This window comes from Viridibacillus arenosi (genome assembly GCF_001955655.1).
Classification (GTDB): domain Bacteria; phylum Bacillota; class Bacilli; order Bacillales_A; family Planococcaceae; genus Viridibacillus; species Viridibacillus arenosi.
In genome coordinates this window covers 74,876-91,245 of sequence record NZ_MSPW01000003.1, presented here as the reverse complement: position 1 = coordinate 91,245, position 16,370 = coordinate 74,876, and the positions used below count along the sequence as shown (strand labels likewise).

The following is a 16,370-nucleotide window of genomic DNA, read 5'->3' as shown; positions in this document are numbered from 1 at the left end:
CCTTTAGCGAGGAACCCATCTAATAATGATGTTTTACTTTTCCAGCTAAAAGGACATTTGAATAATCCTAATCATAATCATTTTCAACTTGTCAGCGACTAACGAATCTCCCATAAATCCACAGTAAGATTTAAGAAGAAAATTGTGTGTATAAGAACAAATACTAATCCTTGTTTATTAAATTTCTTCTTTAAGGTTTGATTCATAAGTATTTCCCCCTTCTTTTTCCATATTATAATCACAAACAACTTATTTTGCAAAAATTCAAACTTATAAGTTTAATATGACAATTCCACCTCTCTATGTAATGATATATGTAAAGGCATGTTTGGAGGTCATAATAATATGAAGAAAGCTTTACTTGTAATCGATTATACGAATGATTTTGTGGCGGAAGATGGCGCTTTAACTTGTGGAAAGGCTGGTCAAGCAATCGAACAAACCATAGCTTCACTAACAGAACAATTTATCAAAGATGGAGAGTTCATCGTTTTTTCTTGTGATCTACATGAAGCAAATGATGACTATCATCCAGAGTCTAAACTGTTCCCTCCTCATAATATTCGAGATACTAAAGGAAGAGAACTCTTTGGTTCATTAGAAAAAATTTTCAAAGATTATCAAGATCAAAGTAACATTCTATGGATGGATAAAACACGCTACAGCTCATTTGCTGGTACAAACTTAGATCAGCTTTTAGCTGAAAGAGGCATTCGAGAAATTCACTTAGTAGGTGTTTGCACAGACATTTGTGTACTACATACTGCAGTAGATGCATACAACAAAGGATTCAAAACTTATATCTACGAAAATGGTGTTGCAAGCTTTGACGAAAATGGGCACAAATGGGCGTTAAACCACTTCAAAAACACACTTGGTGCAGAGGTAATTGCTTTTAAAAAATAAAAAAGGTTTAAATTCACTCCAATAGGGCTATACGAATAATATACATCTAAAGGAGTGATCATAAATGAGTGTTATTTTATATTTAATCGTAGGTGGATTAATCGGCTGGGTTGCTGGCTTAATATTAGGTAAAGATATACCCGGAGGAATCATCGGTAATATGGTTGCAGGGATTTTAGGTTCTTGGCTTGGTGGGAAATTGCTTGGTTCATGGGGCTGGGAAGTTCAAGGCTTCTACGTATTCCCTTCAATTATCGGTGGCGTGATTTTAGTTTTCGTCGCAAGTTTAATTTTAAGAGGCATGAACAAGTAATGAGCACATGAAAGGATAGACGAGGCAAACAATATTTGCCTTATCTATCCTTTTTGTATTTATAATCTTCTCTAGTTGCAAATGTTTTTCCAAAGGTATTTTATAAATTGAACCTATCTTTAATTATTGAAGCAACGTTTTTAGCACTCAAATTTGTATTATTAATTTTTCTTCTTGATTTCATCAGCATCTGAATTCAACCTGTAATTTGGCATTGTTCTTCTTAAATCAGTATAAAATACATCCCCCTGCTAATTCTCTTTATTAATAAAGTAACTTACTACTCAATCCTCACTACAGTCATAGAACATTCGACATTCACCTAAAACAATCCTTTTTAGTTTAATCATCTATAGCAACATTCATAAAATACTCACGTTTAGCAAACTTAATCTTAATAAGTTTACTCATATCTTTAATAACAAAAGAGCACACCACTATGTAAACAGCGGTGTGCTCTTTTTAATTTTTTCTATAGAGAGCTAATACTACTAACTCTATTTTTTTGAAGCCTCTAAAGCGATTTTACTATTAAAAACGAGCTCTTTTTTATGTTTATCATAGAGTTTGTAATAATAGAGTACATTCTCTACGTATACGTCATCATGATTATAATGATATACAGCTTTTTTTATCTTACCATTTGCTGCGCCACTAGCGGCTAAATAATTGGCAGCACTATAAATAGCATCTTCAATATTATATGGATCTGCTTGTCCGTCCCCATTTGCATCTACACCATAACCACCATAACTTTTAATAGTTTTAGGATCAGTCAATTCCTTCTTTTGAATATTGCCTTTTCCAAGGTCTTTACAAGAAGGATGATTCCAGCCAACAAAAGTACAAGGCATAAATTGCATATGACCTACCGCTCCAACGGGTGATTCTAACGTTTTCATAGTCGAAAATCGTGTTTCAATGCGGTGATGTGCAGCAAGTAAAGTCCATGGAATATGGTATTTCTTTGCCGCCTTCTGATAAATCGGAATATACTTATTCGGAATTTCAATATCAAATGCTGGTATATCTTTCATATCTTCAGTACCAAGTTTTTTAATAATCGGCAGCTCTTTTAACTGCTGCCACATGATGATTGTCGTTGTATAAAGTGCAATCGATACCGGGATTAGTAAAATGATCAGCCAGAGCTTCAATTTCATATGCAATTGTTGCTTCTTTTTATTTACCATTTTCTAAACACCTATCATCACATTATTAAGGAATATTATCGACTATTAGATTGGTTTCTTTTTAGCTATAAAGAACGCTAACACAAATGCGACAATCGCAAATGCAAAAGAACCTGAATATACGACACGAATACCGCTAGCTATTATATCGACCAGTTGACCAATTTCTTCACTAGAAAATATATTTGTATCAAAATGACCATTTAAATTGATGTCGCCTTTACCAAAGCTAGCTAATTTTTCACTTGTTGCTAGATTAAACAACATACCAAAAATTGCGGCTCCAACGGATTGACTAAATGTATTAATGAAGGAATTCAAGCCAATAGATGTTCCCAACTGATCTCTTTTAGCAGAAGTTTGTACAGCAATGATTAACATTGGTGCTATTAAACCCATACCAACACCTAATAACCCTGTTCCAACATAAACAAGTATTTCATTTGAATCAGCAGATAAAGTAGTTAAGATAAATGTAGCGATTACTAACAACCCTGTACCAATTTGAATAATTGTTTTAGTTGTTAAACGCCCTATTAAATTACTCCCTAAAATTGCCCCTACTGTCCACATAACAGATAATGGTGTCAACATTAAACCAGCTTGCGTAGCATTCTTACCAAAAACCGACTGTGCAAAAATAGGCAAGTATGCCGAAATACTAATGACAATGGCCATTACAAATAGCGTTAAACCATTTACTATATTCAAGCGGCGATTTCTGAATAAAGAAAGGGGTACAATTGGTTCTTCTGCCTTTAGCTCTACTCGAACAAATATGATTAGTGCAATAGCCGCTACTGCATATAAAATAATTGATTTAGAACCGAACCAATTTTGTGTATTGCTTCCCTCAATAATCGTATAGAGTAATGCAACCATCCCAATTGAGAAAAATAGCGCTCCAGCATAATCGATTTTACGCTTCGCAGTTTGCACTTCTTCCTCGTAGTATTTAGCAATCATGAAAATAGATCCTAAACCAAACGGTATATTCAATAAGAAAATATAATGCCATGTTAATTGGTCAACAATAAAGCCACCAACTAGTGGTCCTATTACACCCGATACGCCCCAGACCATACTAATCCAACCTTGGCCTTTTGCACGTTTTTTTTCAGTGTCAAATAATTCTCCGACAATCGTTAAAGTGATCGGTAAGATCGAACCTGCTCCAATCCCTTGAATTGCACGGAATACGATTAACTGCTCCATCGACTGTGCTAAACCACATAATAATGAGCCTAATAAGAAAATGGATATCCCAATGATGATCATCTTTTTTCGACCAAATAAGTCAGCTAATTTACCGAATATAATCGTCGCAATAGCTGATGTCAGTAAATAAGCTGAATAGATCCAACTAATTAACTCAACGCCTGACAAATCGGTAGTAATACTTGGAATTGCTGTTGCAACAATGGTACCTTCAATCGCTGCAAGTGCCGTTGCAAGTAATACAGCAATAAATACTTTATTCATAAAAAACCTCAATTCTAAAAAAAGTTATACAGTCCTACTAAATAAAATATTATAACACGAAAACAAAAAATTACCTAAATGAGTAATTTTCCGCTAGTTTCTGACAAAGAGGTTTGATACTATAAAAAAATGGGTATTAGTATAAATGTACATAACAACCATTTTACTCTCAATTTGTTTACCCAATTATTTAGGAGGTACATATATATATGTGGGAAGATTTTAAAAAGTTCGCCTTAAAAGGCAACGTAATAGATTTAGCCGTAGGGGTTGTAATCGGGGGGGCATTCGGAAAAATCGTAACTTCGTTAGTAAATGATATTATTACTCCGATAGTCTCTTTATTACTTGGCACAGTATCATTCACTGACTTACATTACAAAGATATAAAATACGGGAACTTTATCCAAAGTGCACTAGATTTCTTCATCATCGCTTTCTCAATTTTCATGTTCATTCGAATCATTTCTAAATTGAGCCTCAAGAAGAAAAAAGAAGAAGTTGTTGTTGAAGCACCACCAGCACCTACTACTGAAGAATTATTAAAAGATATTCGCGATTTATTAAAAGACAAGCAAGCATAATATAGACAAGAAAACGAGCGACTCAATAAGAATCGCTCGTTTTTTTATTTACCATCTTCAATTATTGTTTCCATATCGACGGCAATTGTATCGAAAGGTACATCTTGTGCACCACTATAGTTTTTAACAACAACACCATTTTGATCAACTAAGAAAAAGCTTGTACCGTGGATCACTTGGTCATCTGCTGGATTGTCTTTTACTAACGTTTTAAATGATTTTAAAGCAAAGTCTGCAATTTCATCTTGTGAATAACCAGTTAAAAATTCCCATTTAGAACTATCTGGAACTGGGTAGCTGTTCAAGTATTTGTTTAATACTTGTGGCTTATCGACTTCAGGATCAACACTAAATCCAACAATCTTATAGTCTTCTAACCCTTTGTCTTGGAAAGATTTTTGAATATCCGTCATATTCATCGTCATCGGTGGACATACAGTAGTACATCTTGTGAAAATGAACATACCTAACCAAGGTTTACCTTTTAAAGAATCTAACGATACTTTTTCATTGTTCTGATTGGTATATTCAAATGGTTCTACTTTCCAATCTGTATCCGCTTTAAACTTCCCGTTGCCACAAGCAGATAATACTAATACAAATATTAATAATAATGGCAATGTTAAATGTCTTTTTTTCATGGGTGATTCACTCCTTCATACAAACAATCTTAACGAATTGTATACAATAACACAAGAAGGCTGTACTATTCGTTTAAGACGAATTTGTGAAGGATTATGTTTTTAAAGAGACTAGCACATCGTGAATCGATTCTAGTTTAGACTCCACACGGTGCATCAAGTAAAATGATACAACAATAGGAAAGCCTACTTCCTGTATAAACGTCAGCCATTGCTCCATCTCATTCCCCCCTTTGCAAATAGAAAAGATTGCCCCATCAGCCTTGATGGCGAACGAGACAATCTACTATGCTTATGCTTGTACTTGATATTCAGTCACTTGGCGATCTACTATTTGAGCGCCTTTAATCGTTGTATAGGCTCGCCGTGCACTAAAAATACAGCACTATCGATTATAGCCACCATCGCATCACTAATTTCCTGTTCGGTCAGTGAGTACTTTGGAGCATCGACGTTTAGCGTATAATTTTTGTCACCTGCAGTTTTAAATTGTAACTGTAATACTTTTGCCATTAATAATCCCTCCCTTTCTTAAATTAGTTACTTAGTACTTCTTGTAATTCATTAAACTCAACTTTGCTCATAGCATTGCTTGTTAAACCGGCAATTACATTTGACACTGTTACTAATGCTTCTGCTTGTACACCTTTCTTAATATTGTTGTACGTTTTCTTCTTTTCTACTGGCTCTCCCTTGTCATTTGTACCTACTACGAATGACAAGCGCAGTGTTGCGTTACTAAAATTAAAAGTCGCCATGTTGTTCCCCCCTTTCACTAATTAAATAGAATTTTTTAAAAGAAAAGGAGACAACAGGTGAATTTTTTTCAACTTCCTTTTATAATGGTAGAAGAGTATAGAAGAGGTGAGAGGTTTGTTAACTGGCTGGTTTCTGTGGTTTATATTAATTTGGGTAGTTTTATTCATAGGCTTGATGGCAATTGGCGGATTCTTTATGTTCCGTAAGTTCTTAAAAAGGATGCCTAAAGAAGATGGTAAATCTGCTATGGATTGGGAAGAACATTATGTTGGTGAGACAATCCATTTATGGGGTGACGACTCTAAAGCTTTATTAACAGAGCTTGTAAGTCCTGTTCCTGATTTATTTAGACCTGTTGCAAAGCAAAAAATAGCAGGCAAAATTGGAGAGTTGGCATTAGAGGAAAAAGCGTCATCTATTTCATTTGATTTAATTATTAGAGGATATATCATCGCCTCCCCTAAACGAGATCATAAATTTTTACGTAAAAAATTAACTCAAATGAAAATCGATACAACACCGTACGAACATCTTCTTGATTAGGTAATAAATAAAAAGGTTCTTCTCCATTTCACATAGAGAAGAACCTTTTTTATTTTGCATTTAATTGTTTTTCAAGCTTTTTATAACGAACTAACATCGCAATTCGCCATGGAACTATCATTGAAAATGCTAAAATCCAGAACATGCCGCCAAGTTCACCTAAATGGAATGCACCACTTAGATAAATTTTCGCCACTGTACGGACAATCAATAAACCAGCTAAAATAAAGAAAAATGCTTTAGACGGCTTTAAAAAGATGTCATCTTCAACAATATGAAATTTCGATGTCGCGATTAATACAGTTGAAAAGATAATACCTACTATAATTGCTTCTAACACTTGTGTCCAAGGTACTCTGAAATATTCAAAGCAAAACATTAAAGCACCAGTAGACATCGCAATCGGTGGGATAATGATTTTCTTAGCACTAGCAGGTTTTTTAGCCGATTTGGCTCTCACTGTCATCGCCATAATCCCCATAAAGACAACAGCGACAGTTGAGCCTATGACCATATATTGAGAAGGAATTGAACTCAACATAATAGACCCTCTCCTAACATAACTAATATTCCACTACTTTTACAATCGTAGACATTAAGCGTTGCTGATCAAAAGGTTTCGTAATAAAATCCTTAGCACCAAGCGAGAGTGCCTGTAAAATCATCTTTTGCTGCCCTAATGCACTGATTATAATAATTTTCGCATCAGGAAATTCTTCGATGATCACTTTCGTTGCATCTAAACCCGACATAACCGGCATTGTTACATCCATCGTTACAACATCTGGTAATAATTCACGATACTTTTCAATTGCTTCTCTGCCATTAATCGCTTCGCCAACGACTTCATAACTTGAATCCGCTAACATCGTTTTTATGGCATGACGCATGAACATCGTGTCATCTACTACTAATACCTTCGTCAAACACTCAACCCCTAATTTGAAACTAAAAATACTATACTACTAATAAGTGTAGTAAGCCAATTAAAATCCCATGAAATCACCGAAAATTGGTTGTAATAATCTAATAATCAGTGTCATTCCATCAAAGTATAATAATATCCCAACAATTATCATCACATAACCGCCGATTTTAACGATTTTCTGACTATGATTACGAATCCAACTTAATTTTGTCATAAAGAATGATAAAAGGAAAAATGGAATAGAGAAACCAAGACTATATGTTAGTAGATACCAAATACCTGATCCTGGATTTGTACCCGCTAACGACAGAATACCACCTAAGATAGGTCCAGTACAGGGAGTCCACCCCGCAGCAAACGCTAAACCAATTAAGAAAGAACCAATATAACCTGCTGGTCTATTTTTAAATTGGAATTTGCGATCTTTCATTAAAAAGTCCGGTGTAAAGACGCCAATAATCATTAGTCCAAAAATAACAATTAATATCCCACCAACTTGACGAATCAAGTCATCGTATTTGAAGAAGAACCCTGAAAGATAAGATGTAGTTAGCCCTAAAATGAGGAAGATCATTGTAAATCCTAGTAAGAAAAACAATGTGTGCAAAATGGCCGTTTTTTGAAGCATTCCTTTGTCATTCTTTAACTTATCAAATGACACACCTGTTATGTAAGATAGAAATGCTGGATAAAGCGGCAACGTACATGGTGAGATAAAACTAAGAATACCTGCACCAAATGCTAAAAAATAGTTAAAATCAGTATTCATATTTGTTGTCGCTCCTTAAAGTTTCTGTACCCATCGTACCAAACTTTTCAAGAAATATCTTTTCTTTTGTCTGTGAATTTTTCATGACAAAATTATGCAATGAATATAGCGATAGCTATTTAAGAAAATATGATATATAACTATGAGAAAAAACTCGCTTGATTGGGGTGCCTCTTTGGCGCTACTCGGCTTCCCTTTAGCGTTGCTCGGGCTCCTTTTAGCGCTGTTCGGGCTCCCTTTAGCGCTACTCGCAATCCCTTTGGCTCTACTCGGGCTCCTTTTAGCGCTACTCGCAATCTCTTTAGCGCTACTCGAGCTCCTTTTGGCTCTACTTGCAATCCCTTTGTCGCTGCTCGGGCTCCTTTTGGCTCTGCTCGGGCTCCTTTTGGCGCTACTCGTGCCCTTTAGCGCTACTCGCAACCTCTTACCCCTACTCAACTCCTAAAATCCCCACAAAAAAATCCCCACAAAGCCGCTAACTACCAACAGCTTCCTGGAGACTATACTTGCACTATCCTACTTCTTGAACTAATCCATTTTGTAACTGATACATCTTATGATACAAGCCATTTTTAGCAAGTAACTCTTGATGTGTTCCTCGCTCGACAATTTCACCATGGTGGAGCACTAATATTTGCTCGGCATCTTGTATCGTACTTAGGCGATGCGCGATGGCAATTGTTGTACGACCTTGACGCATTTTGTCGAGACTTCCTTGAATGGCTACTTCAGTTTCTGTATCGATTGTTGCTGTTGCTTCATCTAATACGAGCACTTTCGGATTCGTTGCAATAGTTCGCGCAAATGCAATGAGCTGCCTTTGCCCACTTGAGAATGTGGAACCACGTTCTGACACTTGATGTTTATAGCCATTTGGCATGGATTCGATAAATTGATCTGCTTGCACAAACTCTGCTGCAGCTTTGACATCTTCTTCCGACAGGTTTTCATTAAAGAGTTTGATATTACTTTCAATATTTCCGTAAAACAAGAATGGTTCTTGTAATACTAGACCCATCTGCTGTCTCAACGTTTGTTTCGGGAAATTTTTAATCGACTGCCCATCTATTAAAATCTCTCCTCTTTCAAACTCGTAAAATCGCATTAATAGGTTAATAATTGAACTTTTTCCGCTCCCAGTATGACCGACAAGCGCGACCGTTTCACCAGGTTTAACGGTAAATGAAATATTTTTCAAAACATCAGTCTTACCATCATATGAGAATGTTACATTTCGGAATTCAATATGACCGTCTGACATTTTCACAGAAGAATCATCGAGTTGCTGAGGATCTAATTCCTTGTCGTCCAATAATGTAAAGACGCGTGATGCAGAAACAATCGCTTGCTGGAAAATTGAAAGTCTTTGCATGACTTGATTAATCGGTTCAAAAAAGCGATTAATATAGCTGACAAATGCATAAATGACACCGATTTCTACCGGTTCACTAAAGGATGTTATCCCAAAAAAGCTCAACATTAAAATTAGACCAAACGCATACACCAAGTCAATGACAGGTCTTAATAATAAACCATCTAGTTTAATACTACTCATCACTGCTTTATAATGCTTTTCATTTATCTCGTCAAACTCATCTCGGAAACGTTTTTCCTGACGAAATGCCTGCACAATCGACATACCAGATAATGATTCTGCAAGTTTGGCATTTAATTGACTCAGTCTTTCACGCATATCCATATAATAAAAGGCACTATATTTTCTATAAATATAGACAATACAGAAAAGAATAGGTAGTAAAATAACTGTTGCTAATGCCAGTTTCCAGTTTAATACAAACATTGCAATATATACTCCGATGACTAAAAAGCCACTTTGTACAAAGCCAATTAATACACTAACGAACATATCCATAATGGCTTCCGTATCATTCGTTACACGAGATACGATACTACCAGCTGGTGTTTTATCAAAATAGCGCATACCTAGTTTATGAACCTTTGTATAGACATCTATTCGTAACTGCTGGATTACCTTAAGAGCTAGCACATTGAAACGAAGCATCTGTAAATAACTAATAACCGAATTCAATATTTGAATGCCAATGTATACCGCAGCTAAGGTGATTAACGTATTTGTCGGGAAATGACGTGGTGTTAAATAATCATCCATAAATATTTTAATTAACAATGGTCCGAGTATATCGCCGAGAACAGTAATTAAGAGCAACATTAATGCAATCACAATGGACTTTTTATGTGGTTTCAAATATGTAAGGAGTCGCTTTAATACTTGCCACTGTTCCTTACCTGTTAGGGTGATTTTTTGTTCTTCATTCATGTTGACTCACCCCCTCTTCAACCTGTTGTTCAAGTTGTTGCAATTGATACATTTCGAAATAACGACCTTTAAGTGCCATTAACTTTTCATGTGTTCCTTTTTCTACAACTGCCCCATCATGTAAAACAATGATGAGATGCGCATGGACAAGTGCACTTAATCGGTGGGACGTAATAATTGTCGTAGCGTCTGTTCTAGCTTCTTTTAATGACTCTAAAATGGCTTCTTCTGTCTTTGCGTCAACTGCTGATAAAGAATCGTCTAATATGAGCAGTTCAGGCTTCATTAACAACGCTCGTGCAATCGATATCCGTTGTTTCTGTCCTCCAGAAAGTGATACTCCTCGCTCTCCGACGACGGTATTGTAACCTTCCGTAAAGCGCAATATATCATCATGAATTTGTGCAATTCGCGCAGCATTTGTCACTTCATCTTCACCAACATCCGGGTTTGTAAAAGCTATATTTTGATATAAGGATGCAGAGAATAAGAAATGCTCTTGCGGCACATAGCCAATTGCTTCGCGTAATTTTATTGCTTGATAATCTCCTATGACATGCTCTCCGTAACGAATCTCCCCATCGTAGCCGTCAAATTCACGCATTAATAGTTTTAATATCGCAGTTTTACCTGCTCCCGTCTTGCCGACAATACCGAGTGTTTCACCACGTTTCAACTTGAACTGTACATCTTTTAATGCCGGTGTCTCATCACCAGGGAATGTAAATGAATTAATATTAAACTCGATATCCCCATGTGGTCGAATGGATAATGCATCTTCTTTATCTTCAACATCCATTTTCTCTGATAATAGATTTTGAATTCGGTCATATGATGCACTACCTCGCTCCATGATGTTGAAAAGTAAACCAAATGCCAACATTGGCCACACAAGCAGACCTAAGTATGATGTAAACGATACTAAATCGCCAAGTGTCATATCGCCAGCAACGACAAATTTAGATCCAAATATAATCGTTAAGAAAAATGATATACCTACAACAAGTGAAATTGTTGGATCAAATAGTGAATCCACCTTTGCCACTCGTGTATTTTTCGCAACAACTTCGTCAGATAATCGTTTAAAATCTGCGATATCCTCTTTGTCTTGACCAAATGTCTTCATCACTTTTATACCAGTAATACTTTCCTGCGTTTTATCATTTAAGTCCGAAAACGCGGCTTGCGCATGATGAAAACGTGCATGTAAAAGTTTACCGTAATAATTCGTTGACAGCGCCATAAACGGCATTGGAATTAAAGCGATTAACGTTAGCTTCCAATCGATCGTAATGGCCATTGCCAAGATTACAAAGCCCCCTGTTGTAATAGAATCTACAAGAGTTAAAACACCATTTCCCGCTGTTTGTTGCACAGCTGATACATCATTTGTGGCATGTGCCATTAAATCTCCGATACGACGTTTTTGATAAAAGGACGGTGCCATCGACGTAAAGTGATGAAATAATTTTGCACGTAACCTTTTAGCTAGTGTCATAGACGATCCAAAAATCATAATCCGCCAATAATAGCGAATCACATACATCAATATTGCAGAAGCAGCTAATAGACTCAACCATTTAACTAGCGAGCCCACAGTTAAGTTGCCACCGCCAATTTCATCGACAACAACACCAATAATTTTTGGCGGTACTAACTGTAACATTGCCACCATGATTAAGAGCGAAATTCCCACTAAGTATTGCTTCTTACGCTCTTTAAAGAACCAACCTAATTCAAAAAATACCTTCATCTCTATTCACCTTCTTTTCTTCACAAATACCAGTTTATCAAATATTCTGAAATGATTGAAGATAAAAAATAAAATAATTTCGGTTTCCTAAATATTTTTTTATTTTTCAATTCATTTTAAAATGCCCACAAAAAAATAACCCTTTATTATTTATAAAATCATAAAGGATTACCTATAGTTTTCACATCATTTATTCAATTAGATTTACGGAAGAAACTTAAACCAAACCCATCTTGAACTACCAGAATTAGCAATTGAACCAACTATTCCAATAATTCAAGTGTAATAAAGGTAGATTAAATTTAATACGATAAACCGTTTATGTGCAATTTCAAAAGAAAGTGTCAAATTCATTTTAAAGTACCTGTACTAATAATAGCCGTTTTAACATGGACATCCACAATTAACTTAGCAATGGTTTTTTCCGTCAGTTTTTTATTCCATTCCCCTTTGTAATACATTCGAAAATTTTCACTTAGACCAATTGGGTCGATCTTCAAACCTTTAAGTTTGTCTAAAAAATCTTCAATGTCTTTACTCAGTTGTTTATCAATATCATCTTCTAGAATTGCTATACTTTTTGGCGTATTCAATTCATGCTCTCTTTTACCTTTATATTCACTAAGCGTTCCTTTTACATTTAATGTAATAGTTAGCTTTGGAGAATCATGGTTTTTATTACTTTTTACTTTAACCTTACTTTCAATTAAATCGAGCATGACTACTTCTTTGCCATTACCTTTATTTAAATCTAATGGTAATGGTGCAAGTTTCTTTTTACCTTGTAATGCTTGAATAATGAGTGCTTCACTTGGTGTAATACTCTCGAACATATTTTTATTCTTGAACAAAGCAACTCCCTTAATCTCTATTTTATCGTCGACTTTTTCTATTATCGGAATAATCGGATCAAATACTGGATTTGTTAACGTGTATATAAAATCATGAATATTGGTATTCGGATTAAAAGCAGTATTGATACTAGGCAGTAATAAATCATTTAAATAAAAGTTGATATTTGGTTTGTCCAAATATTCGCCCTTTAACAAATCTTCTCCATTTCCATTAACTACTGCAATAAGTACTTTATTACCTACTTCAGCATCTCTATATAAATTTTGAATGACTTTCTGCACTTTTCCCTTTCGTGCATATTCCTCATTAATAAGAACAACACGTAATTGGTTTAAAATAACTTTTTTATCTGAAAGTTTCTCGATTTTAACAATTCCCTTAGAAACTAAGTCTGTTTTCACTGAGAAAATCTGTGTATTCCGTTGCGCTTCTGGCGAATATTGTGGTATCGCTACGGTTAATTTAGTTGTATCTTCGTCTATATAGTCAAATGCCATTATACCAACCATACCTACTTCTTCTAATGGTACTTTTACCTCTTTCTCTGAACAACCTACCAAAAAAATGAGTACAAAAACAGTAGATATCAATACAATTTTATTGCTCATGCTTGCACCTGCTTTTTTCTAAGTAGATGTACTATGGCCAAGAAAATCGGCCAAACTACCATCACATATCCAACATAGTTGCTTGCTGAAAATAATTTTTCTTGGAATTCTTGAGGAAATGGCATCTTCACAATCAGGAAAATAATTAGTGCAAGAATATAAATATAATTTTTCCTTTCTTTAGATAATAAAGAATCCATCCCTTTCTTCGCACTCCATAAATACACTGTAGCTGTAGACAAAATTAGGAATACCCACAGTGTCATTCCAATAATATCGATTCGTTCAATAAAAGAAAATTCTCCAGCTTTAAACAAATTTAATACCGAAAACTCTACATATTTTAACTGCCATTCTGAGAAATACATCACACTTACTGCTGTTGTTATAAAACAAAGAACTATGCTTATCCAGATCCCTATTAATGCATGTTTATACGCTTTTTTTTGATCTATAATATTCGGGAAATAAAACATAATTAATTCATAGCCTAAGATAGATAAATAACCTTTTTTCATCGCATCATAAAATTCTTTGCCATTAAAATTGAATATAGGAAGAAAATGACTCACATCTCCTTTTTCAATTGCCCAACGAAGAAAATAAAACATAGGCAGAGTTATAAAAAAAGTTAAGATGCAGAACCTTGCTACAGATCTAATCCCTCCACGGACTATATAAATAAGTAATAATAGAAAAAAGAAAGCAGGTGCAGTAATAGTTTGCTCTGGAAGTGCCGTGCTTTGTATAAGATGCATATAATTACTAACAATCCCTGCTGTAAAAACCAAAAATTGCAAGACAATAAATAAATTTACACACTTCCCTAACCATTTTCCTAATAGTATTTCATTGATCCGAAATAAGTTATCATTAGGAAATTTACTATTAATCCATATCATCGGTAATAGTGTTAGACTTGCAATTATCCCAAAAAGGATAGGAAAAAGTGTTTGACTATAACCTAAAGCACTCAGTTTTTGAGGTAGAGTGAGTATTCCAGTACCGATCATTACGCTTTGGACCAAAAAGATAACATGATATCTATTTAAAAATTTCTGTTTGTTAGTACTCAACTTAATCTACCTCAATTCTTTTGAAACATTTACTTTTTCTGTGATTTTGAAATGCCCGTCTTACTTTTTAATAATGCAGTCGGAAATCTTATAATACTATCCAACAAATCTGAAGCCTTTCTAGGAATAATGGGTGCCAAATACGGCGTTCCCAAAGATTTTAACCCTTCTAAATGCGTTATTAGCCAAGCAAATGCCAACATTTGTCCAAACAAACCAAACAAACCTGCAGATAAAATAAAAAAGTATCGAATAAATCTACTTGTATTACTCATTAAAAAAATTGGAGGAAGAAATGAAAGTAATGCAGAAGTTGCAACCAATACTACAAGTATATTACTTATCAATCCGGCTTCTACCGCTGCAGTTCCAATTACAATACCTCCTACGATACCGATCGTTTGCCCTACTTTAGCGGGCATTCGTGAACCAGCTTCCCTTAATACTTCTATGATTAATTCAATAAACAATACTTCAAAAAGTGGTGGAAATGGAACTTTGCTTCTTGATTCTTGTAGATTTAGAAGTAGTTCATATGGAAGAATCTCGGGATGAAAAGTTAATGCAGAAATATACATAGGTGTTATCATGATTGTTAAGAAAAACCCAAAAAATCGTAGCATTCGAAGTAAAGACGCCGTTGTCCAACGATTATAATAATCTTCAATAGAGATAAACATTTCAAAAAATGATGTAGGACAAACGACTGCAGCTTGACTATTATCCATGAAAATAACAATTCTACCATCAATAAGATATCGACTAATACTATCCGGTCGTACACTCATGTAATACTGTGGGAATGGCGATAAAGGATTATCTTCAATTAATTGCTTTAACACGGAAATATCCGTAAATGAAGGATAATCAATTTTATTGATTCGCTTTTTTAAAGTATCTAAACTCTCCTTATTTACAGTATCCTCCATGTACATTATTGAAATTCTTATATTCGCTTCTGTTCCAATGGTTTGATCTTCATTTTTCAACTTCGGATTTTGAATACGTCTTCTAACTAAAGATATATTTGTCTCTAATGATTCTGAAAACGCATCTTGTGGTCCAATAACCGTCGACTCTGTTTCTGTATTCGTTATAGCACGTGTTGGCGCACTATATGTGTCAATAGTTAATATTGTATTTGTTTGATGAAAATACAATAGCGTTTGGCCAGAGTCTAGCTTTGCAGTAATGCCCTTGAGATCAGAAGCGTCGATTACTTCAGATACTTGGTGAATTTGATTTATATGATTAGCTAAAGGTATAAAAACCATCGATTGCAGCGTCATTTTCTCTACAAGTGATGAAGAATAAATGACAGTAACAACGCCTTCATCTGTAGGAATTTTTTTGAATAAAACATCATCTACATTGCGTGTATTTTTCTTTAACGTTTCAATGGTTTGCTCAGCCAGATTTTTCTTGTTATTAGACTTTTTAATAAACTGTTCAACTTTCGTGGTACGGACCAATTTAAATTTCAAAAGTACCACACGCCTTTCTTAAATATTTAAGTAGTTTGCCCAGTTTTTAAAAAATGTATGCCTGAAATTTAATTGGAAATATAACTAGACATTAATACAACCTTATTAGGTACTTGAAAGTAGTAATAACTAATCAATAGTTCCATAAAAAATAGAAATCTATAAACTAGAAGTTAG

General features: G+C 34.8%; 18 protein-coding genes. 4 read left to right on the top strand and 14 right to left on the bottom strand.

The window, feature by feature from the left end; genetic code table 11:
- The first annotated feature begins 345 nt into the window (after positions 1-345).
- Together BK137_RS07070 and BK137_RS07065 are read left to right on the top strand one after the other, a co-directional pair.
- Positions 346-906, top strand: a complete 561-nt coding sequence (locus BK137_RS07070) for a cysteine hydrolase family protein (protein ID WP_038182012.1) — start codon at positions 346-348, stop codon at positions 904-906.
- 64 nt (positions 907-970) lie between these two features.
- A complete protein-coding gene (locus tag BK137_RS07065; protein WP_038182014.1) occupies positions 971-1,219 on the top strand; it encodes a GlsB/YeaQ/YmgE family stress response membrane protein in 249 nt (82 codons plus the stop codon).
- A gap of 497 nt (positions 1,220-1,716) precedes the next feature.
- Here BK137_RS07065 and BK137_RS07060 read toward each other — a convergent pair whose 3' ends face one another.
- Positions 1,717-2,412, bottom strand: a complete 696-nt coding sequence (locus BK137_RS07060) for a lytic transglycosylase domain-containing protein (protein WP_038182017.1) — start codon at positions 2,410-2,412, stop codon at positions 1,717-1,719.
- Positions 2,413-2,457: 45 nt separating this feature from the next.
- Entirely contained in the window at positions 2,458-3,894 is a 1,437-nt protein-coding gene (locus tag BK137_RS07055) for an MDR family MFS transporter (protein WP_038182020.1), read from the bottom strand.
- A 209-nt stretch (positions 3,895-4,103) separates the two neighbouring features.
- On the opposite strand from BK137_RS07055, the gene mscL reads away from it, so the two are divergent.
- Entirely contained in the window at positions 4,104-4,478 is a 375-nt protein-coding gene (gene mscL, locus BK137_RS07050; RefSeq protein ID WP_038182025.1) for a large conductance mechanosensitive channel protein MscL, read from the top strand.
- A 44-nt stretch (positions 4,479-4,522) separates the two neighbouring features.
- On the opposite strand, the gene BK137_RS07045 is transcribed toward mscL, so the two are convergent.
- The 4 genes from BK137_RS07045 to BK137_RS07030 form a co-directional block, all read right to left on the bottom strand.
- Entirely contained in the window at positions 4,523-5,119 is a 597-nt protein-coding gene (locus tag BK137_RS07045) for an SCO family protein (protein WP_038182028.1), read from the bottom strand.
- Between the two features lie 94 nt (positions 5,120-5,213).
- Positions 5,214-5,339, bottom strand: coding sequence for a YvrJ family protein (locus tag BK137_RS07040; RefSeq protein WP_076034843.1), 126 nt, complete (start codon positions 5,337-5,339; stop codon positions 5,214-5,216).
- Positions 5,340-5,449: 110 nt separating this feature from the next.
- Positions 5,450-5,632, bottom strand: a complete 183-nt coding sequence (locus BK137_RS07035) for a DUF2922 domain-containing protein (protein ID WP_038182031.1) — start codon at positions 5,630-5,632, stop codon at positions 5,450-5,452.
- A 23-nt stretch (positions 5,633-5,655) separates the two neighbouring features.
- Positions 5,656-5,877, bottom strand: a complete 222-nt coding sequence (locus BK137_RS07030) for a DUF1659 domain-containing protein (RefSeq protein ID WP_038182034.1) — start codon at positions 5,875-5,877, stop codon at positions 5,656-5,658.
- A gap of 115 nt (positions 5,878-5,992) precedes the next feature.
- Between BK137_RS07030 and BK137_RS07025 the strand changes: the two genes are divergently transcribed.
- The gene (locus BK137_RS07025) at positions 5,993-6,421 is read left to right on the top strand and encodes a DUF2621 domain-containing protein (RefSeq protein ID WP_051448632.1); all 429 of its coding nucleotides are present in this window, start codon (positions 5,993-5,995) and stop codon (positions 6,419-6,421) included.
- Between the two features lie 49 nt (positions 6,422-6,470).
- Here BK137_RS07025 and BK137_RS07020 read toward each other — a convergent pair whose 3' ends face one another.
- The 8 genes from BK137_RS07020 to BK137_RS06980 all read right to left on the bottom strand — a co-directional run bounded on the left by BK137_RS07020 (position 6,471) and on the right by BK137_RS06980 (position 16,193).
- Positions 6,471-6,962, bottom strand: coding sequence for a CcdC family protein (locus BK137_RS07020; RefSeq protein ID WP_038182039.1), 492 nt, complete (start codon positions 6,960-6,962; stop codon positions 6,471-6,473).
- Positions 6,963-6,984: 22 nt separating this feature from the next.
- The gene (locus BK137_RS07015; RefSeq protein WP_076034842.1) at positions 6,985-7,347 is read right to left on the bottom strand and encodes a response regulator; all 363 of its coding nucleotides are present in this window, start codon (positions 7,345-7,347) and stop codon (positions 6,985-6,987) included.
- Between the two features lie 60 nt (positions 7,348-7,407).
- Positions 7,408-8,118 (bottom strand): cytochrome c biogenesis CcdA family protein, encoded by a 711-nt coding sequence (locus BK137_RS07010; protein ID WP_038182042.1) that lies wholly within the window; start codon positions 8,116-8,118, stop codon positions 7,408-7,410.
- Between the two features lie 511 nt (positions 8,119-8,629).
- The gene (locus tag BK137_RS07000; protein WP_038182045.1) at positions 8,630-10,417 is read right to left on the bottom strand and encodes an ABC transporter ATP-binding protein; all 1,788 of its coding nucleotides are present in this window, start codon (positions 10,415-10,417) and stop codon (positions 8,630-8,632) included.
- Entirely contained in the window at positions 10,410-12,170 is a 1,761-nt protein-coding gene (locus BK137_RS06995) for an ABC transporter transmembrane domain-containing protein (RefSeq protein ID WP_038182048.1), read from the bottom strand. The genes BK137_RS07000 and BK137_RS06995 overlap by 8 nt, the downstream gene beginning before the upstream one ends.
- A 350-nt stretch (positions 12,171-12,520) precedes the next feature.
- Positions 12,521-13,633, bottom strand: coding sequence for a Ger(x)C family spore germination protein (locus BK137_RS06990; RefSeq protein WP_038182051.1), 1,113 nt, complete (start codon positions 13,631-13,633; stop codon positions 12,521-12,523).
- Complete coding sequence (locus BK137_RS06985) at positions 13,630-14,709, bottom strand: GerAB/ArcD/ProY family transporter (protein ID WP_038182054.1); 1,080 nt, start codon at positions 14,707-14,709, stop codon at positions 13,630-13,632. The genes BK137_RS06990 and BK137_RS06985 overlap by 4 nt, the downstream gene beginning before the upstream one ends.
- 29 nt (positions 14,710-14,738) lie before the next feature.
- The gene (locus BK137_RS06980; protein ID WP_235175694.1) at positions 14,739-16,193 is read right to left on the bottom strand and encodes a spore germination protein; all 1,455 of its coding nucleotides are present in this window, start codon (positions 16,191-16,193) and stop codon (positions 14,739-14,741) included.
- Positions 16,194-16,370 lie beyond the last annotated feature (177 nt).